Genomic DNA, 16,439 nt, shown 5'->3' on the forward strand with positions numbered 1-16,439 from the left:
CGGGCGATCAAGGCATGGGCCAGGCGGTTGGCCTGGCGATCCAGTTCACCGTAAGTCAGGGTTTGCGCGTCGAATTTAACCGCCACTGCGTCCGGGGTTTGCCGGGCGCGATCGCCGACCAATTCATGCACCAGGCGCTCGGCTGAAAAACCGGTGTCGGCCTGATTCCACAGCTCAAGAATCTGCTGTTGCTCATCCTCGCCCAGCAAGCTCAATTGGCTGATGGGTTGCTGTGGGTCGATCACCATTGCCCGCAAGAGGTTCTGCCAATGCCCGGCCATGCGCTCGATGGTCGCCACGGCGAACAGATCGGTGGCATAACTCAGAGAGGCCCGCAGGGCCGTCTGGCTTTCTTCCACATCCAGCGCCAGGTCGAACTGGGCCACGCCTTCGTCCAGGTCCAGGACTTCGACGTGCAGGTCGGCCAGGCGATGCAGATGGCTGTCGGCAGCGCTCACACGGTGGTTGAACAACACTTGGAACAACGGGCTCAGGCTAAGGCTGCGCTCCGGTTGCAATGCCTGCACAAGCTGTTCGAACGGCAGGTCCTGGTGAGCCTGGGCCTCCAGGGAACGCTGACGCACCTGGTGCAGCAGTTGCTCGGTGCTCATTTGCCCGTGGATATCGGCCTTGAGCACTTGGGTGTTGACGAAGAAGCCGATCAACCCCTCGGTTTCCAGGCGATTGCGGTTGGCAATCGGCACGCCCACGCGCACATCTTCCTGGCCGCTGTAGCGATGCAGCAACGCCTGGTAAGACGCCAGCAGCAGCATCGGCAGCGTGACGCCAGCGTGCTGCGCCAGTGCGCGCAAACTGCCCAACAACTCCGGATGCAACTCGATAGCCAAGCGTGCGCCACGATGGCTTGGCTGTGCCGGGCGCGGCTGGTCGAACGGCAACTCCAGCACCGGTTGCTCGCCGCTCAACTGCTCGCGCCAGTAGGCCAGTTGACGCGCCTGCTCCCCCGCCTCCATCCAACCGCGCTGCCACACGGCATAATCGGCGTACTGGATCGGCAGCGCCGGCAATTGCACGTCTTGGCCTTGGCTGTTAGCGGCATACGCCTGCACCAACTCTTCGACCATCAACTGCATCGACCAGCCGTCAGAGACGATGTGATGCTGCACCAGCACGAGCACGTGGTCGTCCTCGGCCAGGCGCAGCAAGGTAACCCGCAGCAGCGGCCCACGCAGCAGGTCGAAAGGCTGGGCGACCACCTGCGCGACCCGCGCCTTGAGGCCGGCATAGTCGCTGTCGACCTGCTCGATATCGACCCGGCCCTGGGCGTCAACGACTTGAACCGCGCCGGTGGCGTCCTGACGGAAATACGTGCGCAGGCTTTCATGGCGAGCCAGCAAGTTATCAAAGCTCTCTTGCAGCGCGGTCAGGTCCAACGGCCCCTGCAAACGCAAGGCGCTGGGGATGTGATACGCGGCGCCGGCCGGGTCCAGTTGCCAGAGGAACCACTGGCGCTCCTGGGCATAAGATAGCGGCAGAGGCTGCGTGCGGTCGGCCTTGATCAACGCCGGCGCGGTGACGCCCTCCTCGCCCATGGCCCGCACGAAATCACCCAGTAGCGGCTGTTCGAACAAGGCCTTGAGTGGGACTTCCAGCGCCAGGGCCTGACGCACCCGTGACACCACCCGCGTGGCCAGCAATGAATGCCCGCCCAACTCGAAGAAATGATCGTCGAGGCCCACCCGGGGCAATTCCAGTACCTCGGCCCAGATCGCCGCTACCTGCTGCTCACGCGGGGTGACGGGCGCTACATGGCCCTTGAGCGACAGGCTGGCATCCGGTTTGGGCAATGCCTTGCGGTCGAGCTTGCCGTTGGGGGTCAGCGGCAGGCTGTCGAGGAACAGCCACTGCGCGGGCACCATGTAGTCCGGCAAGCGCTCGCGCAGCGCGGTTTTATAGACCTGCGACGCCTGCGGCGCGGCGCTGACCAGGTAAGCGATCAGCCGGTCGTTATCGGCCAGCACCACGGCTTCGCGTACGCCGTCGAACTCACGCAAGCAGGCTTCGATTTCACCCAGCTCGATACGGAAACCCCGGACCTTGACCTGATGGTCGACGCGGCCGATGTATTCCACCACGCCGTCGGCCCGATAGCGTGCCAGGTCGCCGGTACGGTACAGGCGTTCGCCCGGAGCCCCAAACGGGTTGGGCACGAAGCGTTCGGCGGTCAGCGCCGGCTGCCCGTGGTAACCCCGCGCCAGGCCGACACCGCCGATCAGCAGCTCACCGGACACACCTTGGGGGCATGGCGTGAGACCGGCATTGAGAATGAACAAGCCGGTATTGGCGATGGGCCGTCCAACGAACGGCAATGCCTGGTGCAAACGATGAGCCGCCGACCAGATGGTGGTTTCCGTCGGGCCATAGAGGTTCCACAGCGGGCCTTGCAGGTCGAGCATGCGCTGGGCCAAATCGACGGGCAGCGCTTCGCCACCGCACAGGCAGGCGATGCCACGCAGTGAATGAGCCCGTGGGCTGTCGAGCAACATGCGCCAGGTCGAAGGCGTGGCTTGCAGCACATTCGCCGCCTGACGCTGGGCCAGATCGAGGATCGCCTCGGGGTCGAGGGCCGTTGCCTGGGCGCTCAGCAACACGGTACCGCCGACACTCAGCGGCACATACAGCTCCAGGGCGAAGATGTCGAACGAGAAGGTGGTCAGCGACAACAGCCGCGCATCCTGGCCGATACTCAACGTACCGGCCATGCCGCTGGTGAAGCTGCACAGCGCCTTGTGACGAACCATCACCCCTTTGGGCTTGCCAGTGGAGCCAGAGGTGTAGATCACGTAGGCCAGATGCTCCGGTGTCACGGCAACCTGGGGATTGTGCTGCGCTGTGCCGGCCTCCTCCACCATCAGCACCTGCACGCCGTGCGGCTGCGCCAGGTGCCCCAGCAGGTGCGGTTGCGTCAGCAATACCCGGGCGCGGCTGTCTTCAAGCATGTAGCCCAGGCGCTCTGCCGGGAATTGCGGGTCGAGCGGCACATAGGCGCCACCGGCCTTGAGGGTCGCGAGCAAGCCAACCACCATGTCCAGGGAACGCTCCACGTGCACCGCCACCAGCACGTCCGGGCCGACGCCCCTGTCGATCAGACGATGGGCCAGCCGATTGGCGCGACGGTTGAGTTCGCCGTAGCTCAGGTGCTCGTCATTGAAGTGCAGCGCGATGGCGTCGGGTTGCGCCGCGGCCTGGGCCTCAAACAACTGGTGTACGCAGCGTTCGCGTGGGTAGTCGGTGTCGCTGCGGTTCCAGTCGTGCACCATTTGCTGCGATTGCGACGGGCTGAGCATCGCCAGGTCGTCCAAGGCCATCGAGGCATCCTGCAGGACCGCGCGCAGCAGGTTTTGCCAATGCTCGGCCAGGCGTTCCGCGGTCGCCGCGTCAAACAGGTCCGTGGCGTAAGTCAGCGAGGCCCAGAGACCGTCCACCGATTCCTCGGTTTCCAGGTTCAGGTCGAACTGAGTGCTGTGACCGGCCCAATCCACTGGCTGCAAAGCCAGGCCGGGCAATTGCACCGGGGCTGAACGCAGGCTGTCCTGATGGTTGAACATCACCTGGAACAGCGGGTTATGGCTGAGGCTGCGCTCGGGCTGCAACATTTGCACGAGCTGCTCGAACGGCAGGTCCTGATGGGCCTGCGCTTCCAGGGCACGTTGCTTGACCTGGGCCAGCAACTGGTCGAACGGCATGTGCCCGTGCACGTCAGCTTGCAGCACCTGGGTATTGACGAAAAAGCCCAGCAGTCGCTCGGTTTCGAAGCGATTACGGTTGGCGACCGGCACGCCGACACGCACCTGTGCCTGGCCGCTGTAGCGGTGCAGCAAGGTCTGGAACGACGCCAGCAACAGCATGAACAGCGTCACGTCCTGACGCTGGGCCAGGGCCTTGAGTTCAGTCAGCAGCGCACGCTCCAGATGAATCTGGCGGCGCGCGCCACGATGGCTCTGCACTGCGGGGCGTGGATAGCCCAGCGGCAGGTCCAGCAACGAATGCTCGCGCCCCAGACGAGCGCACCAGTAATCGAGCTGGCGTTGTTGTTCCCCAGCCGCCATCCAGTCGCGCTGCCACTGGGCGTAGTCGGCGTACTGGATCGGCAAGGCCGGCAACCCTGCGTCGCCTTGGTACAGCGCCACCCACTCGTCGATCATCACTTGCATCGACCAGCCGTCAGAGATGATGTGGTGCTGGGTGATGACCAGCACATGGTGATCAGGCGCGACGATCAGCAACTTGACGCGCATCAGCGGGCCGTTGCGCAGGTCGAACGGGCGCTGGATCTCTTCGGTGACAGCCTGCTCGATAGCGCCGGCGTCGACCTCTTGTTGTTCAACCGGCACTGCCAGGCCTGGGTGGATGACTTGCACACTGTGCTCGCCCGCCTCCACAAAGGTGGTGCGCAGCGGTTCATGGCGCTGCACCAGGGCCTCGACGGCGCGCTCCAGCGCCGCGACGTCAAGTTCACCGCGCAGGTGCAAGGCGGTGGGCACATGATAGGCCGCGCTGGTAGGGTCCAATTGCCAGAGAAACCACTGCCGCTCCTGGGCAAAGGACAACGCCAGCGGCTGGTCACGGCCAACTGCCTGGATCACGGGCGCGGTATCGGCCTGCACGCCTGCGCACGCCGCTGCGAAAGCGGCCAGCGTCGGCTGCTCGAACAGGGCCCGCAACGGCACTTCCAGCTTGAGATCGTGGCGCACCCGGGAGATCACTTGGGTGGCCAGCAAGGAGTGGCCGCCGCGTTCGAAGAAGTGATCTTCCAGGCCAACCTGCTCGACCTGCAACACTGCTTGCCAGATCGCCGCCAACTGGATTTGCAATGGACTCTGCGGCGCCACGTAGGCGGCGCTGGCCTGGTTCAGGTCGGGTGTGGGCAGCGCACGGCGGTCGAGCTTGCCGTTGTGGTTCAACGGCAAGGCATCGAGGACCACCCAATGGCCCGGCACCATGTAGTCCGGCAACGTCTGGCGCAAGCGCGCCGCCAGTGCCTGGGGCTCCAGCGCTTGGCCTTCGGCTGGCACCACGTACGCCACCAACTGCACGCCGGTCGCGCTCGGCTGCGCAAGCACGGCGGCTTCCCGCACGTTGGGCAAGGCTTGCAGGCTGGCTTCGATTTCGCCCATTTCGATACGCAGGCCACGAATTTTCACTTGATGGTCGATACGCCCGACGTACTCCAGCGCACCCGCCGGGTTATACCGGGCCAGGTCGCCACTTCGATAAAGCCGCGCACCGGGCGTGGCGCAAAACGGGTCCGGCAAGAAGCGCTCGGCGGTCAGCGCCGGGCGGTCGAAATAGCGTTGCGCCAAGCCAACCTCAGCACCAATGCACAGCTCGCCCACGCCATCGGTGGCCAACAGTTCGAAACCGCTGTCGAGTACATACAGGCCGCGCCCGGCAATCGCCTGCCCGATTGGCACGCCGTAGGCGTCGTTGGCATCGGCCAATTGGCACTCATGCACGCTGGAGACCACCGTGGCTTCGGTCGGCCCGTAGGTGTTGACCAGGCGCACATTGCCCAAGCCTGCGGCGTACCACGCACGCACGCCCTCCACTGACATGGCTTCACCGCCCACATGCACCTGGCGCAGCTTGCCCAGGAAGCGACGGTGCTCGGCGCACTCTTGCGCCAACAGGTACCAGTAGGCGGCGGGCAAATCGGCCAGGGTCACGCCCTGCTCGACAATCTCTTGCGCCAGTTGCCCGGCATCCCAGAGTTCATCGCCACGCATGATCAACGCCGCGCCCGCACACAGGGGCGGGAAGCACTGTTCGACAAAACCATCGAAACTGAAGGTCGCAAACTGCAACACGCGGTCTTCGGCGCTCAGTCGGCTGTACAGCGTGGCGCTGTCACAAAACTGGCCGAGGGCGGCATGGTCGATGGCCACGCCCTTGGGCTGGCCGGTGGAGCCAGAGGTGTAGATCACATAGGCCAGGTCAGCCGCCGCCGCGTGATTGGGCGGATTGGTCGTCGGGTAGCCGGTCAGTTCGTCGCCACTGGCGCTGAAATCCACGCGGGTCAGGCCGCGGGGCAAAGGCAAGTCGGCGAGCAAGCCGGTTTCGCTGAGCAGCACGTCCAGGCGGCTGTCGGCGAGCATATAGGCCAAACGTTCTGCTGGGTATTCAGGGTCCAGCGGTACGTAGGCCGCCCCGCTTTTGAGCACTGCCAGCAGGCTGACGATCAACTGCGGGCCACGCCGCGAAGCCAGGCCCACCCGTTGGCCGGGGCCGACACCAAGCGCCAACAGGCGATGGGCCAGGCGGTTGGCGCGCTGGTTCAACTGGGCGTAGCTCAAGCTGGCGTCACCGGCCTGTACAGCCAGGGCGTCTGGCGTCGCCTCGGCCTGGGCTGCAATACGCTGGTGCACGCGTTCGTTGGTCTGGGGCGCTGCGGCTGAGCGGCTCAGAGCGAGCATCTGCCGTTGCGCAGGGGCGTCGAGAAGACGCAGGTTGCCCAGCGGCATGTGAGCGTCTGCGAGCAATTGCGCCAGCAGGTGTTGCAGGTTGGCGCTCAACTGCGCCACGTGCGCCTCGCTGAACTGGGCACGGTCATAACTGAATTCCAGGCGCAGGCTGGCGCCCAGTTCGATGCCCAGGGTTAATGGGTAGTGCGTGCGCTCATGGTTGTGCAGGCGACCGAAAGTCAGGCCGGCCGGCGCGCCTTGCTTGAGCGCCTCGGCGACCGGGAAGTTCTCGAACACCAGCAAGGTGTCGAACAGCGCGCCCTGCTGGCCGGCCCAGCCCTGGATGTCATAGAGCGGCACATGTTCATGGTCGCGCAGGCTGAGGTTGAGCGCTTGCAGTTCGCTGAGCCACGTCGCGGCCGACTGGGCTGGCGAGGCTGCGCTGATGATCGGCAAGGTGTTGATGAACAGGCCCAGTTGCTGCTCGATCCCCGGCAGCGGTGCGGAACGCCCGGCCACGGTGGCACCGAAGGCGACGCAGTCCTGGCCGGTGTAGCGTTGCAGCAACAGGCTCCAAGCCCCTTGCAACAGGGTATTGAGGGTGACTTTGTGCTGGCGTGCGAACTCGCCGAGGCGGCGGGTAAAGTCGCTCTCCAGTGCTACGTGATGGTCAGCCATGCCCACCCCGGCTACCGGCGTGCGCAGCGCTTGCGCCAGCAGAGTCGGCGCCGGCAATGCCGTCAGGGCGGATTTCCAGAACGCTTCGCCCGAGGACTGTTGTTGCAGCCAGGCGAGGTAATCGCGGAACTGCCCGAGCGGCGCCGGCACTGCCTGCCCCGCATAGTGAGCGATGACTTCACCGAGCAACTGCGCGTTACTCCAGCCGTCCATGAGGATGTGGTGGCTGGTGAAGATAAAGTGCCAGGCCGCACCGGCACCGCGCACCAGCGTCAGGCGAAACAGCGGCGCGGCATTCAGGGCAAAACCGCGTTCGCGTTCGGCCTGGGCCAGGGTGTCGAAATCGGCGTCGGGGTCTTCGATCACTTGCAGTTGCAGGTCGACCTGGCGCTGGATCAGCTGATGAGCACTGTCCAGGCCCAGCCAATGGAAGCTGCTGCGCAGGATGTCGTGACGATCCAGTGCGGCCTGCCAGGCACGTCCGAAGGCGAGCAAATCAAGGCCCTCGATGTCGAGGCGCAACTGGTTGATATAGGCCTGTGCCTCGGGTTCCAACAGGGTGTGGAACAGCATGCCTTGCTGCATCGGCGACAGCGGATAAAGGTCGGCAATCGCCGGCCCGGCCACGGGCAAGGCATCCAGTTGCTGCTGGGTGAGGCGTGCCAGCGGGAAATCCGAGGGGCTCACCTGGCCTGCCGGCGTGGCACAGCAATGCTCGATCAACGCCTTGAGTTCGGCTGCGTACTCATCCGCCAACCGCTGCACAGTCGCCGCCTCGAACATCTCCCGACTGAACCCCCATTGCAACGACAACTCGCCGCCATACACCTGACCTTCCAGCGTCAACCAGTTGGCCAGCGGCGCCTCTGGATCCTGGGCCTGGCCACTGCCCTGACTGGCCGGCACGAACAGTGCCGACTCGTTGAACTGACGGTCGAACTGGCCCAGGTAGTTGAACGTGATGCGCGGCGCGGTAAGGTTCGCCAGGCTTTCCTGCGCGTGTGGCGCGCCCAGGTAGCGCAACAGGCCGTAACCCAGGCCTTTGTCGGGCACGGCGCGCAGTTGTTCCTTGACCGCTTTGATCGCCTCGGGCAACTCGCCTTTGGCATGCAGGCGCACCGGGTACAGGCTGGTGAACCAGCCGACGGTGCGGCTCAGGTCGATGTCGTCGAAGAGGTCTTCGCGACCATGGCCTTCCAATTGAATGAGCGCAGCAGGTTGCTCGCTCCAACGGCTGATCACCCGCGCCAGGGCGGTCAACAGCAGGTCGTTGACCTGGGTGCGATAGGCCGCTGGCGCGTCTTGCAGCAGTCGAAGGGTGTGCTCGACGTCGAGGCGTGTTTCCAGCTTGGCACCCAGGCGGTTTTGCAGGCCGCCTTCGGGGTGATCACACGGCAGTTCGGCGTCGATGGATTGGGCTTGCCAGTACGACAGTTGCTCCTCGACGGTCTGCGCGTGGCGGTGCAGCTGTTGCGCCCAGCGCTGGTAGGCACTGGTTTTTGCCGGCAGCACCTGTTCTCGGTAAGCCTGTTGCAGGTCTTCAAGCAGGATGCGCCAAGACACGCCATCCACCACCAAGTGATGGATCACCAGCAGCAAACGTTGGCTGCCATCGGCCCAATTCACCAACGCGGCGCGCAGCAGCGGGCCTTGGGCAAGGTCAAGGCTGCGCTGGGCTTCATCACACAACACCGCCAGTTCAGCGTCGGTGCTGGCCTGGCATTGCCACAACAGCGATTCGCTGACATAGGCTGCATGGCTCTGCTGCCAGCCTTGCGCCTGCTGCACAAAGCGCAGGCGCAAGGCGTCGTGATGCTGGATCAACCGCGCCAGCGCTGCCTCCAACCGTGCAGGCTCAAGCACCTCGCCGGGCACCAGCAACAAGGATTGATTCCAGTGATGCCGCGCCGGGATCGGCTGGTCGAAAAAGCTGTGTTGCACGGGCGTCAGCATGACCTCGCCGCTGACCGGGCCCTGGTCGATCAGGCTGACCTGCTCAAAGCGCGCCACCAGCGCCAGGCTGCGGATGCTCTGGTACTGGAACAGGTCACGCGGGCTCAGGCGAATGCCGGCCTGACGCGCGCGGCTGACCACCTGGATGGAGATGATCGAATCGCCGCCCAGCTCGAAAAAGTTATCGTCCTGGCCGACCTGCTCAACGCCCAGCACGTCGCTCCAGATGGCAGCCAGGGCTGTTTGCAGGTCGCCTTGGGGGGCGACAAATGCCTGCGGCTGAGCCGCATCCGGCGCTGGCAACGCCTTGCGGTCGAGCTTGCCGTTGGCGGTCACCGGCAGCTTGGGCAGCGCAATGAAATGCGTCGGCACCATGTATTCCGGCAAGCTGCCGAGCAACCAGGCCTTGAGGTCCGTTGGCGCCTCGCCTGCGTGCACCAGATAGGCGATCAACTGCTTGCCGCCCTGTACCAGTACCACGGCTTCGCGCACGTGTGGATGCTGCATCAGGCGTGCTTCGATTTCGCCCAGCTCGATACGCAAGCCGCGCAATTTGACCTGATGATCGAGGCGGCCGAGGTATTCGATCACCCCATCGGCGCGTTGGCGCACGCGGTCACCGGTGCGATACAGGCGCTCGCCCGTCACGAACGGGCTGGGCACGAAACGTTCGGCAGTCAACGCCGGGCGTCGGTGGTAACTGCGCGCCAGGCCAACGCCGCCCAGGTAGAGTTCGCCACTGACACCGGCCGGCACCGGGTTGAGTTGCGCGTCCAGCACGTAGGTGCCGAGGTTGGCGATGGGGCGGCCGATGGGCACGCTGTCGGCGCCTTCGTCGATGCAGGTCCAGTGCGTGACGTCGATGGCCGCCTCGGTCGGGCCATAGAGGTTGTACAGCGCCGCAGCGGGCAACTTGGCGAACACTTGCTGTTGCGCATCCAGGGGCAAGGCTTCGCCGCTGCAGACGATGCGCGTAAGGCTTGCGCACGCCTGTACGCCCGGCTCATGGATAAACGCCTGCAACATCGACGGCACGAAGTGCAAGGTGGTAATGGCGTGCCGACCAATGGTGTCGATCAGGCGCGCCGGTTCACGGTGCTCCCCAGGCGCCGCGACCACCAGGCGGGCGCCGGTCATCAGTGGCCAGAAGAACTCCCACACCGACACGTCGAAGCTGAACGGGGTTTTCTGCAACACCGCGTCGTTGGCACCCAGGCCATACGCCTGTTGCATCCAGCTCAAGCGGTTGACCAAGGCGCGATGGCTATTGCCGGCGCCTTTGGGCTTGCCGGTGGAGCCCGAGGTGTAGATCACGTAGGCCAGGTTAAGGGCATTCAAGGCCACGTTCGGCGATTCGCTGCTGTAGCCGTCGAGCCATAGCGCCGGCTGGTCCAGGGCAATCAACTGGATACCGGCGACGGGCAGCGACGCCAGCAGGCTCTGCTGGCTGAGCAGCAGTTGTATGCCGCTGTCTTCGATCATGTAGGCCAGGCGTTCCTGGGGATACTCAGGGTCGAGAGGCACGTAGGCGCCACCGGCCTTGAGAATCGCCAGCAGGCCAACCACCATTTCGATGGAGCGCTCGATGCAGATACCCACCAGCACGTCGGGCCCCACGCCCTGCTCGCCCAGGGCATGGGCCAACTGGTTGGCGCGCGCATCCAGTTGGGCGTAGGTCAAGGTGGTGGTACCGAACACCAGTGCCGGTGCATCGGGGCTGCGCCGCGCCTGGTCTTCGATCAGGTGATGAATCCCGCGCTCGGTCGGGTACGCCTCGGTGGTCTGGTTCCAGCTGTGGACCAGCCGTTGCTGTTCAGCCGCGTCAAGCATGGGCAATTCGCCAATGCGCTGTTCGCCATCGAGCACCATGGCTTGCAACAGGCTGATCCAATGCCGGGCCATGCGCTCGATGGTGGGCGTATCGAACAAGTCATTGGCGTAGGTCAGCGCGGCATGCAGGGTGCCGGACTTTTCATAGGTGTCCAGGGTCAGGTCGAACTGGGTGGTGCGGCCTTGCCATTCCACCAGGGCCAATTCCAGCCCCGATGCGGTGCTGACCGAGGCGATGTCGGCGACGACCGGCTGATGGTTATACATCACCTGGAACAGCGGCGTGTGGCTCAGGCTGCGCTCGATTTTCAGCGCTTCCACCAGCCGTTCGAAGGGCAACTCCTGATGGGCCTGGGCGCCCAGGGCATGCTCCTTGATACCTTGCAGCAACTCGGCAACCCGGGTTTGCCCGGTCAGTTCGGTGCGCAACACCTGGGTGTTGACGAAGAACCCGATCAGCCCCTCGACTTCGGTGCGATTGCGATTGGCAATCGGCACACCGACACGGATGTCGCTTTGGCCGGTATAGCGGTGCAACAGCACATTGAAGGCACCGAGCAGCAGCATGAACAGGGTAACGTTGTGTTTTTGCGCGCAACTGCGCAGTTGCGCGGCCAGTGCCGGCGCAATCGCGAAGTTATGCCGTGTGCCCTGGTAGCTGGGCATGGCCGGGCGCGGGTGGTCGGTGGGCAGCTCCAGGACCGGATGTTCATCGCCCAGGCGAGCCTGCCAATATTCCAATTGGCGCGCCTGCTCGCCCGCTTCCAGCCAGCGGCGCTGCCACAGGGCGTAATCACTGTACTGGATGGGCAGCGCTGGCAGTTGGGGCGCTTCGTTGCGCTCATGGGCGTCATAGCAACGGATGAATTCGTCGATCAGCACGTTCATCGACCAACCGTCGGAGACGATGTGGTGCAGGGTCAGCAGCAGCACGTGTTCCTGCTCGGCAAGCTTGAGCAGTTGCACGCGCAGCAATGGGCCGTGTTCCAGGTCGAACGGCAACAGCGATTGACGGGTGGCGGCGGCGTTGACGGCCTGCTCACGCGCATCAAAGGCCAAGGCGGTGAAGTCCAGGTGCTCGACGGTCACCGACGGCTCCACCGCCACCTGCGCCAGCCGCTCATCAGCCTGACGCTGGAACACCGTGCGCAGGGTTTCGTGACGCGCCACCAGGCTGGCGAACGCTTGCTCCAGCGCTGGCAGGCTCAGCGCCCCCCTCAAGCGCACTGCGCCAGGCAAATTGTAGGCGCCGCTGGCCGGGTCCAACTGCCATAGAAACCACATGCGCTGCTGCGCGTAGGACAGCGCCTGGCGGTCCTCCACCTCCACCCCTGCCGGAATCGGAAACCTTGAAAAATCCACGCCTTCTTTCTGCAAGGCTTGCAGGAACAGTTGGCGTTTTTCCAGAGGCAGCCCGATAAACCGGCGAGCAAGTTTCAAGGAGTCTTCAGCATTCATTTCTTGGAATCCGGGGCAATAGGCGGGAAGCACAAAGGCACGTCGTCCCTATAAAACGAACCGGGCGGGGAAAAATTAGCGGGGGAATGGGTGGCGCCGCACAGGCTGTCATCGGGGGTTACATCAATCCCCGCGAAGCCGCACGAAGCTGAGCTAGCATTGACGAACACCACTTTTTGCAACTACATTTAGTTACACGCAGGGAACGCCGTGTCCAAGAATGAAAAGCTGCTCGCCAAACTGCTCAATGAGCACATGGCATTTACCTGGTCTGAGCTCGTCACGTTATTACGCCGATTGGGATACACACAGATTGAAGGGGCCGGAAGCCGGGTCAAGTTCGACATGGGCGACCCCAGTGCAATGATCACCCTGCACAAGCCTCACCCCGGCAACGAACTGAAACACTACATTCGGCGCCAGATCATCGAACAATTGAAATAGGAGAACTGATTCAGTGAACAACCAACTGAAACACAAAGGCTACATCGGCTCCATCGAAGCCAGCCTCGAGGACAACTGCCTGTTTGGTAAAATCCTGTTCATCAAGGCATTGGTGAGCTATGAAGGCAAAACTGTGGCTGAACTGGACGCAGCCTTCCGTGGCGCGGTGGATGATTATCTCGCTACCTGCCAAAGCCTGGGGCACACGCCGGAGAAACCGTGCAAAGGTTCATTCAACGTACGTGTCGGGCATGACTTGCATTTGGCCGCTGCCCTGGCGGCAAACCGTAAGAAAGTGACATTGAATGATCTCACGCGTCAGGCGCTGAACGAATTTCTGCAGCATCACTACCCAGAGCCATGCCCGACGATTGGCTGACTATCCCAACCGCCGGTAACCCACTACCGCCGAACCCGCAACCACCGCCCCCGCCGCCAGCGCCACCCAGAATCCGCTGGTGGCGCCAAAGTGGTCGATCATCCACCCCGAACTCGCGGCGCCAATGGCCACGCCGATGCTCAGGCCGGTGATCAGCCAGGTCATGCCTTCGGTCAGGCGGCTGGCCGGGACGATCTGCTCCACCATGGCCATCGACACAATCAACGTGGGCGCAAAGAACAGCCCGGAGATAAAGATGGCAGCGGCCAAGCCGGGAATATTGCTCACCAGCAGCAAGGGCAAGGTGGTCAACGCCGTGGCTACGCCGCAGTACAGGAGCTGGCGTGGCAACGGCGCCTTGAGTTTGAGGGCACCGAAGGCCAACCCGGCCAGGCACGAACCAATGGCATACACCGACAGCACGATACTCGCCGCCGCCGGTTGGCCCTGATGCTGGGCGAAGGCCACGCTGACCACATCCACCACGCCGACGATCACGCCCATGGCCAACAGCAAAATCATCAGGATCAATACCGACGGCGAAGCAATCAGCCAACGACCGTGCGCGCCCTGATGCGCGTGTACCGGTGGCTCGGTTTGCCGTTGCAGCACAAAGGTGGTGACGCCCACCCCCAGCAACAGCGCCGCCACCAGGGGCCCGGCTTCTGGGAACACCGCCACGCTCAACCCCACCGAAATGGGCGGGCCGATGATGAAGCACACCTCATCGAGTACCGACTCCAGGGCAAACGCGGTTTGCAGCCTGGGCTGGCCACGGTACAACTCGGTCCAGCGCGCCCGCACCATGGCCGACATATTGGGCATGCAGCCCGCCAGCGCGGCGAACAGAAACAGCGTCCAATTCGGCGCCTGCAACCGCGTACACAGCAGCAACATCAATAGCGCCCCGCCGCCGATCAGCGCGGCAATCGGCAGCACCCTGCCCTGGCCGTAGCGGTCCACCCAACGTGACACTTGCGGCGCGCAAATCGCCGTGGCCAGGGCAAACACCGCCGCCACCGAACCGGCCAGGCCATAGCCGCCATGTACCTGGGACAGCATGGTGATCAGGCCGATGCCGGTCATGGATATCGGCATGCGCGCCAGCATGCCCGCGAGCACAAAGGCCCGGGCACCGGGGACCTGGAATAACTCAGCGTAGGGGTTTGCCATTCTGCTTGACCTCTTGCTCGACGCCCTGGGCTTGCTATCTGAATCCATCAGGGCAAAATACATACGACGCGTATGTGGCAGATCATGCTTCGCATACGCAGCGTATGTCAATCACTTAGCCAAGAGACGCCCATGAGCCGAGCCCGAGCTGAAATGATCGAAGACACCCGCGCCCGCCTGATAGCGAGCGCGCGCCGGGCCTTCGCCACCCAAGGCTATGCCAATACCTCGATGGATGACTTTACTGCCCGTGCCGGCCTGACGCGCGGTGCGCTGTATCACCACTTTGGTGACAAAAAAGGGCTGCTGGCAGCGGTGGTCGCTCAACTCGACAGCGAGATGGACGTGCGCTTGCAACGCATCTCGGAGCAGGCCGTAGAGCCTTGGAGTGGTTTTTGCGAGCGCTGTCGCGCCTATCTGCGCATGGCCCAGGACCCGGAAATCCAGCGCATTGTATTGCAGGATGCCCCGGCGGTACTGGGCGACACCGGCTCCCAGCAACACTGCGTGGAGTCCTTGCGCCAATTGCTGGAGGCCCTGATGCAAGCGGGCCTGATGCCTACGGCCTCCAGCCACGCACTGGCGCAGTTGATCAACGGCAGCCTGGTTAATACCGCGTTGTGGATTGCCCGGGATGAGCACCCGAGTACACGGCTGGAGGAAGGCTTGCAAGGCCTGGAGCTGCTTTTGCGCGGGCTGAGCCTCACACCAACCGCTTGATCTGCTTATGCCGCCACACCAAGCGGTAATAGGCGATCTGCAACACCAGCATCGCCAGGTAGGTCACCGGAAATGCCATCCACACTCCTTCCAATCCGAAGTGGGCGTTGAACAGATAGGCCATTGGCAGTTCCACGCAGAGCACGCAGAAGATCGAGATCGCCACCGGCATCAGCACCACCCCGCTGGCGCGCATGATGCCGCCAATCACCGCCTGGAAGCCAAATACCAGAATGCTCCAGAGCATGATGTGCAGCAGGTGTTCGGCCCGTACCCGTGCGCTGTCGTCGGTGATGAACAGGCCCAGCAACCAGTGGGATAGCCCATAGCCGAGCACGATCAAGCCACCGGTGAGGCACAGGTTGATTACAAGCCCCGTGCGCAGGATCGGCCCGATGCGCTCCAGGCGCCCGGCGCCAATCGCCTGGGCGCCGAGGATCGAGGCGGTAATGGCGATCGACAGCGCCGGGAACTGCACATAGTTGACGATCTGCGTCACCGCGCCATAGGCCGCCGTGGCCTGGGAACCGTGGCCGTTGACCAAAGCCAGGATGACCAGCTCTGACAGCGATAGCACCACCATCTGCAAGCCCGTCGGCAGGCCGATGCGCAGGACTTTGCCGAGGATAACGCGGTCCAGGCGCAAGGCGGCAAGCAGCTCGCGGTCTGGCGCCATCACGTGGTTTTTGTGGCGCAGGCGCAGGATCAGAAACAGCATCGCCAAGGCGTTACCCACCAGCCCGGCATACACCGCACTCTGGATGCCCATGGGTGGCAGGCCGATCCAGCCGCGAATCAGCGCAGGCGTGAGCAGCAAGCCCACCAGGGTGGAGACCATCAATGCCAGCAACGGCGAAATCGTGTCGCTGACGCCACGCAGCAGTTGGGTATAGAGGATAAACACCAGCAGCAACGGCATGATCAACATCATCATCTGGGCGTAGCCCACCGCATCGTCGAGCACATCCACCGGCGTGCCCAACGCCTGCAATGCCGGGCGCGCAAACAGGCTGCCCAGCACGGCGGCCACCAGGCCCACCAACGCGCCCAGGGTCAGGGTGGCACCGGTAATCACCTTGACCATTCCGGTCTCCTGGGCGCCCCATGCCTGGCCGATCAACACCGAGGCGCCCGCCCCCAGGCCGATCACCAGGGCGATAAAGAAAAACACGATGGGAAACATCCCCGACACCGCGGCCAAGGCCTGGGTGCCCAGCATCTGGCCGACGTAAATGCCGTTGAGGGTGCCGGAAAAGCTCTGCAGGAAATTGGACAGCACCATCGGTGCCAGGAACAACAGATAGATTTGCCACAGCGGACGTTGCAAAGGGTTTTGCATGAAAAATGGGGCCTCGAATCACGAAAGCGTCTCAGGGTTATAC

At 63.7% G+C, this 16,439-nt stretch carries 6 protein-coding genes; 3 read left to right on the forward strand and 3 right to left on the reverse strand.

Annotation, left to right across the window (positions count from 1 at the left end; translation table 11 throughout):
* The coding region (locus BOP96_RS30745) for a non-ribosomal peptide synthase/polyketide synthase (RefSeq protein ID WP_073452202.1) at positions 1–12,341 on the reverse strand (12,341 nt) is incomplete at its 3' end.
* Positions 12,342–12,551: 210 nt separating this feature from the next.
* Here BOP96_RS30745 and BOP96_RS06715 point away from each other — a divergent pair.
* Positions 12,552–12,785, forward strand: a complete 234-nt coding sequence (locus BOP96_RS06715) for a type II toxin-antitoxin system HicA family toxin (RefSeq protein WP_073452205.1) — start codon at positions 12,552–12,554, stop codon at positions 12,783–12,785.
* Between the two features lie 13 nt (positions 12,786–12,798).
* Positions 12,799–13,164 (forward strand): type II toxin-antitoxin system HicB family antitoxin, encoded by a 366-nt coding sequence (locus tag BOP96_RS06720; RefSeq protein WP_014718824.1) that lies wholly within the window; start codon positions 12,799–12,801, stop codon positions 13,162–13,164.
* Here the strand turns inward: BOP96_RS06720 and BOP96_RS06725 are convergent, their stop codons facing one another.
* Entirely contained in the window at positions 13,165–14,337 is a 1,173-nt protein-coding gene (locus BOP96_RS06725) for an MFS transporter (protein ID WP_073452207.1), read from the reverse strand. It lies immediately after the preceding gene.
* Between the two features lie 132 nt (positions 14,338–14,469).
* Between BOP96_RS06725 and BOP96_RS06730 the strand changes: the two genes are divergently transcribed.
* Positions 14,470–15,057: a TetR/AcrR family transcriptional regulator gene (locus BOP96_RS06730; protein ID WP_073452209.1), complete on the forward strand. Its 588-nt coding sequence runs from the start codon at positions 14,470–14,472 to the stop codon at positions 15,055–15,057.
* On the opposite strand, the gene BOP96_RS06735 is transcribed toward BOP96_RS06730, so the two are convergent.
* Positions 15,041–16,396, reverse strand: coding sequence for an MATE family efflux transporter (locus BOP96_RS06735; RefSeq protein WP_014718827.1), 1,356 nt, complete (start codon positions 16,394–16,396; stop codon positions 15,041–15,043). The two genes, BOP96_RS06730 and BOP96_RS06735, sit on opposite strands and share 17 nt — an antisense overlap.
* Between the last annotated feature and the right edge of the window lie 43 nt (positions 16,397–16,439).

The organism is Pseudomonas sp. FSL W5-0203, from assembly GCF_001896155.1.
GTDB classification, from domain to species: Bacteria; Pseudomonadota; Gammaproteobacteria; order Pseudomonadales; family Pseudomonadaceae; genus Aquipseudomonas; species Aquipseudomonas paracarnis.